The organism is Novosphingobium sp. NFX11 (assembly GCF_057376415.1).
The window spans coordinates 907434-923596 of record NZ_CP080384.1 but is presented as its reverse complement, the minus strand read 5'-3'; the positions used below and the strand labels follow the sequence as shown (position 1 = coordinate 923596).

The window sequence follows — 16163 nt, the reverse complement described above, 5'->3', positions numbered from 1 at the left end:
TGGGACATGGGCTGGGTGATTGCCAGCACACTCGGCGCGCATTTCCATCCGGCGCTCAAGAATTTCTTCCTGCCGCTTTGACCTCGGAACGCATTGTCAACTTTATCAGTTGAGTTTACATTCGAGCCCATAGCACAAGGGAGATCGCCGATGCCCCGTTCTCTTCAAAGTCATTCGCTTCAGAGCGAATCCGAAAAGCAGGAACCGCTGATCCTTCTCGTCCCCGGCCTCGACGGCAGCGGACCGCGCCACTGGCAGCGGCGCTGGGCGGAAGAGTTCGACAATGCCCAGCTGGTGGAGCTGGGCACCTGGGACAACCCCCACCGCAACACTTGGATCAACCGTTTGAACCTGGCCGTGCACCGCGCGGGACGGCCCGTGGTGATCGTCGCCCACAGCCTCGGTTGCATCCTGACCGCGTGGTGGTCCAAGTTCGAGCAGCCGAGCTGGTCCGCCCCGGTGATCGGCGCGATGCTGGTCGCGCCGCCGGAAGTCGACTTTTTCCGCGCGACGAACGGGTGACCGGCTTCGCGCCGACGCCTGCCGATGCGCTGCCCTTCCCTTCGCTGCTGGTGGCGAGCCACAACGATCCGTGGATGGGCTTCGAGACATCCAAGAGCCTGGCGCGGCGCTGGGGCAGCACGTTCGTCGACGCCGGGAACAGCGGGCATATCAATGCAGATTCCGGCCTCGGCAGCTGGGAGGACGGCAAGCGCCTGCTCTCGCAGTTGATCGAGATCGGCGCATCCTCGCCGGGATCCGCCCTGCCTGCTCATGCCGATTGGGCCGAGGGCCTCGAACACCGCGCCTGACGGCGCGCCATCCTACCCTTGCAGGGCGCCGGGGCGACCTAACGGTCGTCCCGGCGTATTATTTTCAGGCGATGCCCGCCAGCGCCAGCAGCGCGGTGGTCGAAGGATCGAACTCCACGCCACCCTGCTCGATCTGCTTGGCGATCTCCTTGCCGAGTTCCACGCCGAACTGGTCGAACGGGTTGATCCCCAGCAACACCGCGTTGGCGAAAGTCCGGTGCTCATGAAACGCCACAAGGGCGCCGAAGGTGGCGGGCGTCAGGTCATCCACCAGGATTGTCGCCGAGGGGCGGTCGCCCGGATAGGCACGCGCCGGATCCTCGCTCGCCTTGCCCGCCATCAGCGCGGCACCCTGCGCGAAGCAGTTCGACAGCAGGATGCGATGGTGATCGAAGGCAAGGTCGTGCCCGGGCGCGATCGAGGCGATGAAGTCCACCGGCACCAGGTTGGTGCCCTGATGAAGCAGCTGGAATACCGCGTGCTGCGCATCGGTGCCCACCCCGCCCCACGTGATCGGCGCGGTGGAGCCATCGACCGGCTTGCCGTCGAAAGTTACGCGCTTGCCGTTCGATTCCATCTCCAGCTGCTGAAGATAGTCGGGCAGCAGCGCCATGCGCTCGTCATAGGCGAAGACCGCGCGGGTCTGGCAGCCACGCAGGCGGGTGTAGTACTGATCGGCGAATGCGGCACGCAGCGGCAGATTCGCCAGCCCGTCGGTATCGCGGAAATGCACGTCCATCGCGGCGGCACCGTCGAGAAACTCGGCGAAGTCCGGCCAGCCCAGAGCCATGGCGACGGGGAAGCCGATCGACGACCACAGCGAATAACGCCCGCCCACGCTCTCGGAGAACGGCAGGATGCGGGTTTCGTCCACGCCCCACTCCATCGCCTTTTCCGGCGCGGCGGTCAGCGCGACGACGCGGCCATAGGCATCCTCGACGCCGTTCTCGCGCAGCCAGATCAGCACGCTGTCGGCGTTGGTCATCGTCTCGATGGTGGTGAAGGTCTTGGAGGCGACCGCGAGCATCGTGGTGGCCGGATCGCACTTGGCAAAGGCCTGCTCCAGCGCGCAGCCGTCGATGTTGGACACGACATGCACGTCCACCATCGCGCCTTCACGCGCCAGCGCGTCGATCGCGAGCGCCGGACCGAGCGCCGAACCGCCGATGCCGACATGGATCAGGTGCTTCACCTCGCCCATGGCGCCGCGATGGATGGCCTCGACGATCGCGGCCATGCGGTGATGGTTCTCGGCTGCAAGCTGGACGCTCGCCTCGCTGCCGACGCCGCGCTGGGCGGTGTGCTCGGCGGCGCGGCCTTCAGTCGGGTTGACGATCTCGCCCGCGAACAGCGCCGCACGGCGGCCCGCGAAGTCCTGCGCCTGCGCCAGTTCCTCGAAGGCGGCGACATGCGCGGCGTCGAGGTGCGTCTTCGACCAGTCGAACAGGATTCCGGTGGAGTTCTCCTCCTCACCCAGTTCGAAGCGCGTCGCGAAAGCATCCAGACGGCCGGAATCGGCATCGAAAAGCTGCTTCAAGGTGGGTTTGTCGAGGCCCTGCAGCTTGTTCCATACCGCTTCGCTCATACAACGCATCTCCTGGTAAGCATTCGATGCGCCTTATGCGTTCCGCAGTTGCGAAATCCAAGCCCGAGTTGTGCAATTATCGGCCAGTACCTCACGTTGGTCGGGATCGCTCTTGACGGAAGCACGCGGCCATGGGCAAGGGTTTGCCCATGAGCGACACCCATAGCGCGACAAAGATCGAAGCCGGTCAGGCACCCGCCGGAGCCCCCGATGCCAAGCCCAAGAAGGACGAGAACTTCTTCTCGTTCCTGTTCTGGCTGGTGCTGGGCGTGGTGGTGCTGCGCAGCTTCATCGTTTCGCCCTTCAACATCCCCAGCGAGTCGATGCTGCCCCGGCTGCTGACCGGCGACTATCTGTTCGCCACCAAGTGGTCCTACGGCTTCTCGAAGTATTCGCTGCCCTTCAGCGTGCCGCTGATCCCGGGCCGCATCCTCGCCAGCCAGCCCGAGCGCGGCGACGTCGTCATCTTCAAGGCCCCGCCAGACAACGACGTCGACTACATCAAGCGGGTCATCGGCCTGCCCGGCGACGAGATCCAGATGAAGGGCGGCCAGCTGTGGATCAACGGCAAGTCGGTGCCCAAGGTGAAAGTCCCTAACTTCACCGTGCCCGTCAGCCCCAACACCGACTGCGGCCCCGGCTTCGAGACAACGGACAACGGCAAGGACGTCTGCTCCTACCCGCAGTTCCGCGAGACGCTGCCGAACGGCAAGAGCTACACCGTGCTCGACATGGGGCCGACCCCGCAGGACGACACCGGCGTCTTCGTGGTGCCCGAAGGCCACCTGTTCCTGATGGGCGACAACCGCGACAACTCGATGGACAGCCGTTTCCCGGCGGTCGAGGGCGGCGGCGTCGGCATGGTCCCGCAGGAGAACCTCGTGGGCAAGGCGGCGGTCATGATGTTCTCGACCGACGGTTCGGCCGAATGGATCAAGCCCTGGACATGGTTCACCGCCGCGCGCTGGAGCCGCATCGGGAGCGTGATCTGAGTGCTTGAAGCAAATACCCGCGCCTTTCTGATCAAGCATTCCGGCCAGGAGCCGCTCGACGAAGCGCTCTGGCAAGCGGCCCTGACGCACGGCTCCACAGGCGAGAAACGCAATTACGAACGGCTGGAGTTCCTGGGTGACCGGGTACTCGGCCTCTCGGTGGCCGAATGGCTCTACCGGGGCAGCGACGAGGCGGAAGGCCGCCTGTCGCAGCGCCTCAACGCGCTCGTCAGCCGCGCCACTTGCGCCACGATCGCCCGCGACATCGGCCTCGGCCCGCACATGCGCCTCGGCAAGCAGGCGCGCGACGACGGCGGGCAGGATTCGGAGAACATCCTGGGCGACGTGATGGAGGCGATCATCGGCGCCTGTTTCACCGAGCGCGGTTTCGAAGCGGCGCGCGATATGGTACTCGGCCTCTGGGCGGATACGCTCCAGGGCAAGACCGGCAAGCGCAAGCATCCCAAGTCCGCGCTGCAGGAATGGACCGCAGGCAACCGCCGCCGGATGCCCGAATACAAGTTGATCGAGCGTTCAGGTCCGGATCACGCCGCGCGCTTCACGGTCGAAGTGTCGGTCCACAACGTCGGTTCGGCGCAGGCCACCGCCCATTCCAAGCAGGACGCCGAGACCGGCGCCGCAGAAGAGTTCATGAGGAAATTCGGATGACCCAGCACTGCGGTCTCGTCGCCGTCATCGGCGCCCCCAACGCGGGCAAGTCCACGCTCGTCAACGCGCTCGTCGGGCAGAAGGTGGCGATCACCTCGGCCAAAGCGCAGACCACCCGCGCCCGCCTGCTCGGCATCGCGCTCGAGGGCGAGGCGCAGATCATCCTCGCCGACACCCCCGGCATCTTCGCGCCGCGCCGCCGCCTCGACCGCGCGATGGTCGCCGCCGCCTGGGAAGGCGCGCAGGAGGCCGACGCGATCCTGCTGATCGTCGATGCGGTGAAGCTGCGCCGCCACGAACTGATGCCGCTGCTCGAAACGCTGAAGGACCGCACCGAACGCAAGGTGCTGGTGCTCAACAAGGTCGATGCAAGCGCCAAGGAAAAGCTGCTGGTGCTGGCGCAGGAATTCACCGCCGAAGTGCAGTTCGACGAAGTGTTCTTCGTCTCCGCCCTCAGCGGCGACGGCGTGCCGCAGCTCAAGACCTGGCTGGCCGGGCAGATGTCCGAAGGCCCCTGGCACTATCCCGAGGACCAGGTTTCCGACGCCAGCGAACGCCTGCTCGCCTGCGAAATCACGCGCGAACAGCTCTACCGCCAGCTCCACGAGGAACTGCCCTACGACGCCGCCGTGCGTCCCGAAGCCTATACCCCGCGCAAGGACGGCTCGGTCGAGATTCGTCAGCAGATCGTCGTGACGCGAGACAACCAGCGCGCCATCGTCCTCGGTAAAGGCGGCTCGAAGATCAAGGCGATCGGCGAGGCCGCGCGCAAGGAACTGAGCGAAGTGCTCGGCCAGAAGGTCCACCTCTTCCTCCACGTGAAGGTCGAGGAGAACTGGGCCGAAACCAAGGACATCTACGAGGAAATCGGACTCGACTGGGTGAAATGATGAAGGCCGCATTCTCGACCCTCACTGCCACCGCATTCCTGCTGTGCGGCTGCGCCACGCCTTACATGAAGGCCGTGGCCGCCGAGAAGGCGCAGGTCACCCTGGTGGAAGAGAACCTGGCCGGGCAACGCTACGTCGCCATCGGCTCGTCGTTCGCGGCTGGCCCCCAGCTTCCGCCCGTGAAGCCGAGTTGGCCCGCACGCTGCGGTCAGAGCTTCAACAACTACCCGACGCTGCTCGCCGAACGCTTCGGCATGGTGCTGATCGACCGTTCCTGCTCGGGCGCGGTGACCGACAACGTGCTCGGCCCCTGGGGCGAAGTGCCGCCGCAGATCAACAGCGTCACGCCCGACACCCGGCTGGTGACGATCACCATCGGCGGCAACGACCTGTCGTACATCGGCAACCTGTTCTCGGCGACTTGCGCGTTCAACGCGAAGATCATCGCCGCCTCGGGCGCCAAGACCAAGGCCTGCGGCCCGGTCCGCATCCCCACCGAGACCGACTACGTCCGCGACGAGGCGCAGCTCAACGAGATCGCCCGCCGCATCAAGGCCACCGCCCCGCAGGCGCGGATCGTCTTCGTCCAGTACCTGACCCCCGTGCCGCCGCCGGGCAAGCTCTGCGCCGACACCCCGGTCAGCGAGACCGACGCCGCGATCGTGCGCGAGATCGGCCGCCGCCTTGCCGAGATCACCGGCCGCGTGGCGCAGGCGCACGGCACCATCGTCGTCGAGATGAACCAATCGTCGGCCACGCACACCCCTTGCGACAAGGAGCCGTGGATGATCGGCTCGCCGCAGGGCTACGACGGGCGGCAGGGCCTGCAATGGCACCTCAACAAGGCCGGGATGCAGGCGACGGCGGACGGCATCTCGACCTGGCTCATCAAGAGCGGCGTAAGGCCGGTGAAGCCTTCGGTGACGGTCGAGCCCGGCCTCAATCCTCCGGGACCGGCGCCGACGAAGCCTGCCCCCGGGCAGCCGATCCCCGCCGTCCCGGTGCCGGCACCGACGGCCGCCCCAACGGCCAAACCTGCGCCGGCGCCGACGGCCAAACCGTCGAACGAGACGAAGAAGCGCTCGTAACGCCGCAGAAGTCTGGCGACGGCGCGATCCGCCGTCGCATTCCTGCAATCAAAACGCCTTAAGCGCCCTTTCCCAACAACCGCCGTTCCCCCGCGGCCGGAACGAGGAAAGGGTCGCTCATGGTCGCGCGGAGTGCCGCCGCGGCGCAACGGAATGTTTCGATTGCCGTTCGCCGTCCTATCGGCGGCCGGCTTCGGTTGGGTTCGCTCGCGCTGTACCTGCCGATCGCCTTCGCATTGCGACTGCTGATGCTGGGCAAGCCCGCATTCCAGTCGGACGAGCAGTTCTACCTCCTCGTCGCGCAGCGCATGGCGCAGGGCGCCCTTCCCTACGTCGACATCTGGGATCGCAAGCCCTGGGGCCTGTTCGCGCTCTATCGCGCCGTTTACGCCCTGCCGTTCGATCCGGTCTTGACTTATCAGTTGCTCGGCCTTGCCTGCTCGGTGCTCACCGCGCTGGTCATCGAACGCATCGCCCGCCGCATCGCTCCGCCCCGCGCAGCGCAGTGGGCGGGGCTGGTCTATCTGCTTTGGCAGCCGGTGTTCAACGTGGCGCTTGGCCAGTCGCCGGTGTTCTACAACCTGCCTGTCGCCCTTGCCGCGCTGATCGTCGTCGATGTGCGAACGCGGGCGCACGATCCCTTGCTTGCCCGCCGCGGCCTGGAGGCGATGCTGCTGTTCGGGCTTGCGATGCAGATCAAGTACACGGCGGTCTTCGAAGGCGCTGCCTTTGGCCTGATGCTGCTGGGACGCGGCTGGGCGGACGGCTGGCCGCCCCGGAGACTGGTCCTGGCGGGCGCCGGATGGATCGCGGCGGCGCTGGCTCCGACTGCGGCGGTCTGGACAGGCTATGCATGGCTCGGCCACGGCGATGCCTTCGTGCAAGCCAATTTCACCTCGATCCTGGGCCGCACGACGGACATGGCCGATGCCTTCGGTCGGCTCGCCAAGGAATGCCTGGCGCTGATCCCTTTCGCGCTCGCCCTGCTTCTGGCACCCCACCACCTGCGCCCCGTTCGCGGAGAGCGCCCGGCAACCCTGCCGTCCCTGCGCATTTGGGCGCTGGCGAGCATCGGCGGGTTCCTGGTTTTCGGCACTTGGTACGACCACTATCTCGGCCCCGTGCTGGTGCCGCTGAGCGTGCTTGCTGCCCCGGCCCTCGCACGTAGCCGCCCGGGAGAGCGCTGGTACGGCCAACTGCTACTTGGGCTCGGTGCGATCGGTGCCGTCGCGGCGCCCGCCCTGCAGGTCCGCGAAAGAGGCGATGCCACGCAATTCGCTAGCATGACACACGCGATCACCCGCGAACTGCACGGCCGCTGCCTTTACGTCTTCGAGGGCGACAGCGCGCTCTATCGCACCACCAACGCCTGCATTCCAACGCGATTTGCCTACCCAAGCCACCTCAATGCGATGAATGAAGCGGGCGCGCTGAACATCGACCCGGTGAGCGAAGTACGCCGCATCATGGCCAGCCGCCCCGGCGTGGTGGTGATCGGGCTGTCGAAGCGTCCGAACCGCGCCAACGAAAAGACGCGCGACATCGTCATGGAAGCGCTGCGCAGCGATTACCAAACTTATGCGCAGGCCAGCCTAGGCACCCGCCGGTTCGCGCTGTGGCGGCTGAAATGACGCCGCCCCGGAACTGATCCGGGGCAGGAGACCGTCACCGCGCCTTGGCGATGTTCATGCCATGCTGGCGCGCCGCATCCTTGGTCGATTCCTCGGTTCGGTTGAGGGCCTTGGCAATTTCCTTGAGGCCCTTGCCCTTGCCCGCGAGGGTCTGCAGCTTCTGCAGTTCCTCGGGCTTCCAGGGCTGCTTGTGCTTGGCAACCTTGTCGCTCATGCTTCGACATCCCACGGTGCGGCGCTGTCCTGATCGGCATCTGCGGCCGCCTTCTTTTTCGGTGCTGCTTTCTTGGCCGTTGCCTTCTTTGCCGCCGGCTTCTTGGCACCGTCCGTCTTGGCGGCGGCAGTCTTCTTGGGCGCCGCCTTCTTGGCTGGCGCCTTCTTCTTACCCTTGGCCGGCCCCTTGGCCGCCTTCTCGTCGATCAGCACGACGGCCTGCTCGGCGGTGAGGTCCTCCGGCTTCTGGTCGCGCGGGAGGGTGGCGTTGGTGGTGCCGTCGGTGACGTAAGGACCATAGCGGCCCGCCATAACCTTGATCTCGCCGCCGCTGGTTGGATGCGCGCCCAGCAGCTTGAGCGGTTCCGCCTTGGTGCGCGAGGCCGCGCCGCCGCGATTGGCGGCGTCAGCCAGCATCGAGACCGCGGCGTTCATGCCGGTGTCGAACACTTCCGCCGTCGAACGCAGCCGTGCATACTTGCCGTCATGCGCGAGGTACGGGCCGTAACGCCCGATGCTGGCAGTGATATCCTTGCCCGTCTCCGGGTGCGGACCCACGGTGCGCGGCAGGCTGAGCAGCTTGATGCCCCATTCCAGCGTCAGTTCGTCGATATCCTTGGGGATCGAGGCACGCTTGGCCTCCTTGCCCTCGCCCAACTGGATATAAGGACCGAAGCGCCCGGTACGGCGCATGATCTCCATGCCGGTCTCCGGGTCCTTGCCCAGCCCTTCGTCATCGCCGCCTTCGGCGTTGCCTCCGGGCTGCGCGAACTTGCGGGTGAACTTGCACTCCGGATAGTTCGAGCACGCCACGAACGCGCCGTAACGACCGCCGCGCAGGGACAGGCGCCCCTCGCCGCACTTGGGGCAGACACGCGGATCAGTGCCGTCCGCCTTGGGCGGGAACAGGTAATCGGAGAGGAATTCGTCCAGCGCCTCGGTCACTTCCGAGGGCTTCTTCTCCATCACCTCGTCGGACTTGGGCTTGAAGTCGCGCCAGAACGCTTCGAGCAGCGCCTTCCATTCCTGGCGTCCGCCCGAAACGTCGTCGAGTTCGTCCTCCATGCCCGCCGTGAATTCATAAGCCACGTAGCGGGGGAAGAAGCGTTCGAGGAACGAGGTGAGAAGTCGCCCCGTCTCCTCTGCGAAGAAACGGTTCTTCTCGGTCCGCACGTAAGCGCGGTCCTTGATGACCTGGATCGTCGCGGCATATGTCGAAGGACGCCCGATGCCCAGTTCCTCCAGCCGCTTCACAAGACTGGCTTCCGAGAAGCGTGGCGGCGGCTGGGTGAAGTGCTGCTCGGCGGTCACGTCCTTCTTGGCCGGCATGTCGCCCGCCTTCATGAAGGGCAGCAGGCCTGCCTCGTCGTCATCGTCGGCCTTGTTGTCGCGGCCTTCCTCGTAGACGGCAAGGAAGCCCGGGAATTTCACCACGGTGCCGGTGGCGCGCAGTTCGTTGCGGCCAGTTCCGTCGCGCAGGGTTACGGTGGTACGCTCAAGCTGGGCCGAAGCCATCTGGCTGGCCATCGCGCGCTTGAAGATCAGATCGTACAGGCGCGCCTCGTCCCCTGAACCGAAGCGGTCCTTGGTGAACTCGGTGGGACGGATCGCCTCGTGCGCTTCCTGCGCGTTCTTGGCCTTGGTCTCGTAGTGGCGCGGCTTTTCGGGAACGAAGTGGCCAGAGAAGCGCTCGGCGATGGCGGCGCGGGCGGCCGAGATCGCACTCGGGTCCATCTGCACGCCATCGGTACGCATGTAGGTGATCGCACCCGCTTCATAGAGCGTCTGCGCCACGCGCATCGTCTGGCTGGCCGAGAAGCCCAGCTTGCGTGCGGCCTCCTGCTGCAAAGTCGAGGTGGTGAACGGCGGCTGCGGGTTGCGGCGATGCGGCTTGGTCTCGACGCCCTCGACCTTGAAGGCGCCCTGCTCCACCGCGGTCTTGGCCCGCATGGCGATGCCCTCTTCGCCCAGGCTCAGGCGATCGAGCTTCTGGCCCTCGAACGTCACCAGCTTGGCGGTGAAGTCGGTCCCGTCATGCGCCATCTGCGCGGCAACGGACCAGTACTCCTGCGGCGTGAACGCCTCGATCTCGCGCTCGCGATCGACGATCAGGCGCAGTGCCACCGACTGCACGCGGCCCGCCGACTTGGCGCCGGGCAGCTTGCGCCACAGAACCGGCGAAAGCGTGAAGCCGAACAAGTAGTCCAGCGCACGGCGGGCGAGGTAAGCGTCGATCAGGTCCTGATCCAGCTCGCGCGGCTGGGTCATCGCCTTGGTGACGGTTTCCTTGGTGATTGCGTTGAAGGTGACGCGCTGCACGTCCTTGGGCAGCGCCTTGCGCTTGGCCAGCAGTTCGCGCACGTGCCACGAGATCGCCTCGCCCTCGCGATCAGGGTCGGTCGCGAGGATCAGGCGGTCGGCGGTCTTGGCGGCATCGGTGATCGCCTTCACCTGGCGCTGCTTGTCGCCGTAGAGTTCCCAGTCCATCGCGAACTCCTCGTCCGGGCGGACGGAGCCGTCCTTGGGCGGCAGGTCGCGAACGTGGCCGTAGCTGGCGAGGACCTTGTAGTCCTTGCCCAGGTACTTCTCGATGGTCTTGGCCTTGGCGGGCGATTCTACGATGACTAACTGCATTTCAGACTTTCTTACTGCCCCTCACGTGCACGTACGCACACATGTGTATGCGCATAGGGTGGGAAGGCTTGGGGGCGTTCGTCAAGCCTTGTGCGTCTTACGCCCTGCATTCAGGCGAAGACGTTGTCGAGGTCACTGGCCTCGGTTCTTGACAATCGGAAGGCAGCGACCGCCACCAGCGAGGCGACGATGCCATAGAATGCCGCGAAAAGGTTCGGCGTCACAGCCGCCGCAAAAGGCGGCAGTTGGGCAAACTGTTCCTGCCCAAATTCAAGCGCCACCAAAGCAGAGCCGAGAATCGCGGCATTGATCGCGTAGGCGACGGCGATGGGGAGCCAGCATTGCGCCGTGGCGCTCCAACTCGACGACAGCGATTCCTGCGAGCGGTTATCCTCGACGATGATGAAGGTGGGAACGAGCGACCAGCGCGCCATGAGGAACAGCCCCGGCAGCACCAGCAACAGAAAACCGAACATGATGCCGAGGCCAGACAGCAGTTGCGCCACGAACAGCGAGCCAAGCCGCCATCTCTCGCCCCAATGCCCCAGTAGACGTTGCAGCACAGCGTAATCGAAAATCAGCCCGACCACGCCGCCGATGAATATCGAAGCCGTTGGTGAAACCATGTCCGAGGCAGTGTAGGTCGCCACTTGCAGGATGCCGACCAGTCCCAGGAACGGCAGGTGTTGTCTTGCAACGAAACCCATTTCGCCTAGCAGGTCGCCAACGCTGAAACGTGAATTCACTCCATTCCCCCCTTACCCCAGACTGACCCGTCCGCCTGCATGGCGCACCAGTTTCCCCGCCAGTTCCAATTCGACCAGGGCCAGTTGTACGGCGGACGCGGCAGCCCCCGATTGACGGATCAGTTCATCCACCCCGACCGGGGCCGTCGTCAGCAGCCCCGCGACATCGGCGGGCTCGCCCGATTGCGCGATCGACATCTCCTCAGCCCAGTGACGAGGCGGTTCGCGCAGGCTCGTCGGCGCTATGCCCGAAAAGTCGGTTAGTTCCTCAATCACGTCCTGCGCGCCCTGCACCAGCGTCGCGCCGTCCCGGATAAGCTGGTTGCAGCCGTGCGATCGGGCATCGAGCGGCGATCCGGGAATTGCCATGACCTGCCGCCCCATTTCGCCCGCCAAACGGGCAGTAATGAGTGAGCCGGACCTTGGCGCGGCCTCGACCACCACGGTCCCCAGGCACAGCCCGGCGATGATCCGGTTTCGCGCAGGAAAATGGCGGGCGAGCGGCTCTGCCCGGGGCGGCTGCTCCGCCAGCAGCAGGCCGCGTGTGGCGACATTTTCCTGCAAGGCTCCATGTTCCGGCGGGTACGTGATGTCGATGCCACTGGCGATGACGCCGACCGTCGCTCCGTCCGTCGCGAGCGCCCCCTGATGTGCAGCGCCGTCTATGCCTCGGGCAAGGCCCGAAACCACCGTCCAGCCTTGGGCCGCCAGTTCGTGGGCGAACTCCCGTGCCAGCCGGATCGCCGCCGCCGATGCATTGCGGGCACCGACCATAGCGACGCAAGGTCGCGCCAGCAACGAGAGGTCGCCGCGCCATGTCAGGATCGGCGGCGCGCCTTCCGACTCGGCCAGCAGGCGCGGATAATCCGGCGAGTCGTGAAAAAGATACCGCGCGCCTGCCTTACGGGTCGCAGCGATCTCGTCGTGGATGCGATGCTCGGAAGCAGGTTTGTAAGGGCGACCCGAACGACCCGCGACTTCGGGCAAAGCCGCGATCGCGCTCACTGCGTCGCCGAAACGGGCGAGCAGGTGGAGGTAGGTGACCGGGCCGACATTCGGCGAACGCAACAGGCGGATGCGGGCGAAGGCTTCGTCCTGCGAAAGACCGCCCGGTGCGCTCACTTCTTCTTGCCGCCCCCGATGCGCGGTTCGGTCCCGGCGCGCAGGCGGGCGATGTTTTCACGGTGCTGGAACAGCACGAGCGCCGCGATCACCGTCAGCACCAGCCCCGCCTGCGGATACCCCAATACAAAAGCCGCGAGCGGAGCGACGATAGCGGCCGTCATCCCGGAAACCGAGGAGATGCGCACCGTCGCCAGCAGCCCGATCCAGGTCACCGCGTAAGCCAGCCCGACCGGCCAGGCGAGCCCGAAGGCGACGCCCGCCGTGGTTGCGACGCCCTTGCCGCCCTTGAACCGCAGCCAGACCGGGAAGCAATGACCAAGAAATGCGCCGAGAGCCGCCAGCGGCGCCCACTCCGGCCAGACATGCGCGGCGATCAGCACCGCCGCCAGCCCCTTGAGCAGGTCCAGCAGCAGCGTCGCGGCAGCCAGGCCCTTGCGCCCGGTCCGCAGCACATTGGTCGCGCCGATGTTGCCCGATCCGATCGAGCGCAGATCGCCTGCGCCGGTAGCCCGGGTCAAAATGAGGCCGAACGGCACGGAGCCGAGCAGATAGCCGAGTACGAGGGGGAGAATCCAAACCATGCGACGCGCCTTAGCGCCCTATCGCGCTTTGCAGAAGACAGGTTGCAGCATTCGGCGTTGCCCGAACAGGCTCCGCGCGGTTAACAGGTGGCAAGGTCCAGGGATTGATAATGGCTTCCGATACACAGAGCGTGCCGCAAGGGGCCGCCACCAGGCTTGCAGGTATCGATGCCACGGCCCCGATCCTGCTCTTCGATCTGGGCGTGGGCGGGCTGACCGTGCTGGAGGAAGTGCGCAAGGCCCTGCCCGATGCACCGATCATCTATGCGGCCGACACCGCCGGGCTGCCCTACGGCACCAAGACCGAGGCGCAGATCGCCGCGCGGGTCGCGGGCCTGCTCGGCCGCATGACCGAGCGGCTGCGCCCGCGCCTCGTCTGCATCGCCTGCAACACCGCCTCGACCATCGCGCTGGGCATGGTGCGCGAAGTGCTCGAAGTGCCGATCGTCGGCACCGTGCCCGCCATCAAGCCTGCCGCCGCGATGACGAAGACCGGCGTAATCGGCCTGCTTGGCACCGAAGCGACGATCCGGCAGGCCTACGTCGATCGGCTCGAGCACGAATTCGCCGCCGACAAGCGCCTGCTCCGCTATGGTGCGCCGGGCCTCGTCGAGGCGGCGGAAGCCAAGTTGCGCGGCGAGCCGGTCGATCCCGCACTCATTCGCCACGCCGCCGAGGCGCTGCGCGCGCAGTCCGAAGGCGAACGCATCGACACCGTCGTCCTCGCTTGCACCCATTTCCCGTTGGTCGAAGCCGAACTCGCCGAAGCGTTCGGCCCCGACGTACGCTTCGTCCATGGCGCGCAGGGCATCGCGCGGCAAGTCGCGCGTCTCACCGCGGGACAGGAATATTCTCGCCAAGGCCCGGACCTCGCGCTATTCACCGGGCAGGGAGAATTGCCCGGTGCCTATGCCGAGAAGCTGGCGCACTACGGGCTCATGAGGATCGAGAGGTTTTGACGCGACGGCTCAATTTATGGTTGTTGTCGGTACTGCTCATCATTGCCATTCCCTACTACTGGTTCCTGGCCGACGCCGGGGTCGGACCCGGGAAAGGTGAACCGAAAGCGAAGCCACTGACGATCGGTTCCTTGCGGGCACTGGCGGAAGAGGGCGACGGCCAGCGGCCGATCGAACTCCGCGTCGAAACGGTCGGCATGCGGATGACCTCGCGCAATATGCTCATGGCGGGCGGCGGACTGCGCCAGATCGCCAACCTAATCCGCGCCTATGAGCTTATCGTGCCGGGCGGCGAGCCGATCGTAATCGATGCCGGGATCACCCGATCAGCCGCGAAAGAGCACGAACTGGAAATTTATGACGGCGCGGCCCAAGCTCGCATCCAGCACGCGCTTTCCAAGGCCGCACATGTCGTCCTGCTGGCCGACAAGCCGACACATAACGGTGGTCACCCAACCGGAACCCGGCGCGCCGAGAATGAACTCCAGGCATCCGGCGATGCGCCCTACACCCTCTCTCCCGGAGTCGTTGTGATTCCGGCCAGCAGCGTCGCTCCCGAAGCGAAAATGGTCTATGTCCGGCTGGCCGACGACCGCGAATACCTTTTCACGGGTGACATCGCCAAGCTCGCGATCAACTGGAAGGAACAGCGCCTTCCTGCCCGGATCGCGACACGGGGAGAAATCGCCTCATTCCGCAGCGAAACGATGTCCTGGTTGATGACGATCAATGCATTGCACCGCGCCGCGCCGCAGATGACGATCGTTGCGGGGCACGAGCCTTCCAAAATCCCGTTTTCCGCAGGCACGTTTTCCGATTAGCCCTTAGGTACAAGCGACTGGCAATGAGAGACGCGATAAGCTATTGGCCGCAGCAAATGCAGTCCGGGCAACGGACGCAACGCTTTGGGCAGGCGCCGGAACAGGCAAGGCAGGACAAAGTCGACACCGTGAACTACGAGCACATTTTCGACCAGGCGATCGAGCGCCTTCACTCCGAAGGGCGCTACCGCGTCTTCATCGACATCCTGCGCAACAAGGGCGCCTATCCGAACGCCCGGTGCTTCGCCGGCCACAACGGGCCGAAGCCGATCACCGTGTGGTGCTCCAACGACTATCTCGCCATGGGCCAGCACCCCAAGGTGATCGAGGCCATGGAAGAGGCGCTACACGACGTCGGCGCCGGCTCCGGCGGCACCCGCAACATCGGCGGCAACACGCATTACCATGTCGATCTCGAGGCCGAACTGGCCGACCTGCACGGCAAGCAGGGCGCGCTGCTGTTCACTTCGGGCTACGTCTCGAACGACGCCACGCTCTCGACGCTGGCCAAGCTGCTGCCCGGCTGCGTGATCTTCTCGGACGAACTGAACCACGCCAGCATGATCGCGGGCATCCGCAATTCGGGCTGCGAAAAGAAGGTCTGGCGCCACAACGACCTCGAACACCTCGAGGAACTGCTGGCCGAGACCGATCCTGCCCTGCCCAAGCTGATCGCCTTCGAATCGGTCTATTCGATGGACGGCGACGTCGCCCCGATCCACGCGATCTGCGACCTCGCCGAAAAGTACAACGCCCTCACCTACATCGACGAAGTCCACGCGGTCGGTATGTACGGCCCACGCGGCGGCGGCATCACCGACCGTGACGAGGCTGCACACCGCATCGACATCATCGAGGGCACGCTGGGCAAGGCGTTCGGTGTCATGGGCGGCTATATCGCCACCAACAACAAGATCATCGACTGCATCCGCTCCTACGCGCCGGGCTTCATCTTCACGACCTCGCTCTCGCCGGTGCTGGTCGCGGGCGTGCTCGCTTCGGTGCGTCACCTCAAGAGCTCGAGCGTCGAGCGTGAGGGCCAGCAGCGTTCCGCCGCGATGATGAAGCAGATGTTCCGCGATGCGGGCCTGCCGGTTATGGACTCCGTCACGCACATCGTCCCGCTCATGGTGGGCGATCCGGTGCGCGCCAAGCAGATCAGCGACATCCTGCTCGCTGAGTACGGTGCCTACGTGCAGCCGATCAATTTCCCGACCGTCCCGCGCGGCACCGAGCGCCTGCGCTTCACCCCCGGCCCCGCACATACCGAAGAGATGATGCGCGAACTGACTGACGCTCTGGTCGAGATCTGGGACCGGCTGGAGATGCGCCTGGCTGCCTGAGACGCGTAACACGCTTTCGCAGTTGCAAGATATTCTTGTCCGAAAGGCCCTCCGCAGTGCGCGGGGGCCTTTTT

General features: G+C 65.6%; 14 protein-coding genes and 1 pseudogene. 9 read left to right on the top strand and 6 right to left on the bottom strand.

Going from position 1 to position 16163, the window contains the following annotated elements; translation table 11 throughout:
* Positions 1 to 150: 150 nt before the first annotated feature.
* Positions 151 to 812, top strand: a pseudogene (locus tag KZO24_RS04750) (RBBP9/YdeN family alpha/beta hydrolase).
* Positions 813 to 876: 64 nt separating this feature from the next.
* On the opposite strand, the gene pgi reads toward KZO24_RS04750, so the two are convergent.
* Complete coding sequence (pgi, locus tag KZO24_RS04745; protein WP_271181087.1) at positions 877 to 2397, bottom strand: glucose-6-phosphate isomerase; 1521 nt, start codon at positions 2395 to 2397, stop codon at positions 877 to 879.
* A gap of 149 nt (positions 2398 to 2546) precedes the next feature.
* On the opposite strand from pgi, the gene lepB reads away from it, so the two are divergent.
* From lepB to KZO24_RS04720, 5 genes are all read left to right on the top strand, one after another.
* The gene (gene lepB, locus KZO24_RS04740; protein WP_271181088.1) at positions 2547 to 3389 is read left to right on the top strand and encodes a signal peptidase I; all 843 of its coding nucleotides are present in this window, start codon (positions 2547 to 2549) and stop codon (positions 3387 to 3389) included.
* Positions 3390 to 4058: a ribonuclease III gene (gene rnc / locus KZO24_RS04735; protein ID WP_008828823.1), complete on the top strand. Its 669-nt coding sequence runs from the start codon at positions 3390 to 3392 to the stop codon at positions 4056 to 4058. It begins immediately after the preceding gene.
* Positions 4055 to 4948, top strand: a complete 894-nt coding sequence (era, locus tag KZO24_RS04730) for a GTPase Era (protein ID WP_008828824.1) — start codon at positions 4055 to 4057, stop codon at positions 4946 to 4948. The genes rnc and era overlap by 4 nt, the downstream gene beginning before the upstream one ends.
* The gene (locus tag KZO24_RS04725) at positions 4945 to 6036 is read left to right on the top strand and encodes an SGNH/GDSL hydrolase family protein (RefSeq protein WP_271181089.1); all 1092 of its coding nucleotides are present in this window, start codon (positions 4945 to 4947) and stop codon (positions 6034 to 6036) included. The genes era and KZO24_RS04725 overlap by 4 nt, the downstream gene beginning before the upstream one ends.
* Positions 6037 to 6233: 197 nt before the next feature.
* On the top strand, positions 6234 to 7667 hold the full coding sequence (locus tag KZO24_RS04720; RefSeq protein ID WP_271181090.1) for a glycosyltransferase family protein: 1434 nt from the start codon (positions 6234 to 6236) through the stop codon (positions 7665 to 7667).
* 34 nt (positions 7668 to 7701) lie between these two features.
* On the opposite strand, the gene KZO24_RS04715 is transcribed toward KZO24_RS04720, so the two are convergent.
* The 5 genes from KZO24_RS04715 to plsY form a co-directional block, all read right to left on the bottom strand.
* Positions 7702 to 7881, bottom strand: a complete 180-nt coding sequence (locus tag KZO24_RS04715) for a hypothetical protein (protein WP_008828827.1) — start codon at positions 7879 to 7881, stop codon at positions 7702 to 7704.
* Positions 7878 to 10514: a type I DNA topoisomerase gene (gene topA, locus KZO24_RS04710; protein ID WP_271181091.1), complete on the bottom strand. Its 2637-nt coding sequence runs from the start codon at positions 10512 to 10514 to the stop codon at positions 7878 to 7880. Before topA ends, KZO24_RS04715 begins: the two co-directional genes overlap by 4 nt.
* A 110-nt stretch (positions 10515 to 10624) precedes the next feature.
* The gene (locus KZO24_RS04705) at positions 10625 to 11260 is read right to left on the bottom strand and encodes a hypothetical protein (protein WP_271181092.1); all 636 of its coding nucleotides are present in this window, start codon (positions 11258 to 11260) and stop codon (positions 10625 to 10627) included.
* Between the two features lie 12 nt (positions 11261 to 11272).
* Positions 11273 to 12382, bottom strand: a complete 1110-nt coding sequence (gene dprA, locus KZO24_RS04700) for a DNA-processing protein DprA (protein WP_271181093.1) — start codon at positions 12380 to 12382, stop codon at positions 11273 to 11275.
* Positions 12379 to 12966, bottom strand: coding sequence for a glycerol-3-phosphate 1-O-acyltransferase PlsY (plsY, locus tag KZO24_RS04695; protein ID WP_271181094.1), 588 nt, complete (start codon positions 12964 to 12966; stop codon positions 12379 to 12381). Before plsY ends, dprA begins: the two co-directional genes overlap by 4 nt.
* A 110-nt stretch (positions 12967 to 13076) precedes the next feature.
* Between plsY and murI the strand changes: the two genes are divergently transcribed.
* The 3 genes from murI to hemA all read left to right on the top strand — a co-directional run bounded on the left by murI (position 13077) and on the right by hemA (position 16089).
* Positions 13077 to 13925, top strand: a complete 849-nt coding sequence (gene murI / locus KZO24_RS04690; protein ID WP_486486928.1) for a glutamate racemase — start codon at positions 13077 to 13079, stop codon at positions 13923 to 13925.
* On the top strand, positions 13922 to 14746 hold the full coding sequence (locus tag KZO24_RS04685; RefSeq protein ID WP_430097299.1) for a hypothetical protein: 825 nt from the start codon (positions 13922 to 13924) through the stop codon (positions 14744 to 14746). Before murI ends, KZO24_RS04685 begins: the two co-directional genes overlap by 4 nt.
* 128 nt (positions 14747 to 14874) lie before the next feature.
* Positions 14875 to 16089, top strand: a complete 1215-nt coding sequence (hemA, locus tag KZO24_RS04680) for a 5-aminolevulinate synthase (protein WP_271181097.1) — start codon at positions 14875 to 14877, stop codon at positions 16087 to 16089.
* The last annotated feature ends 74 nt before the right edge of the window (positions 16090 to 16163 follow it).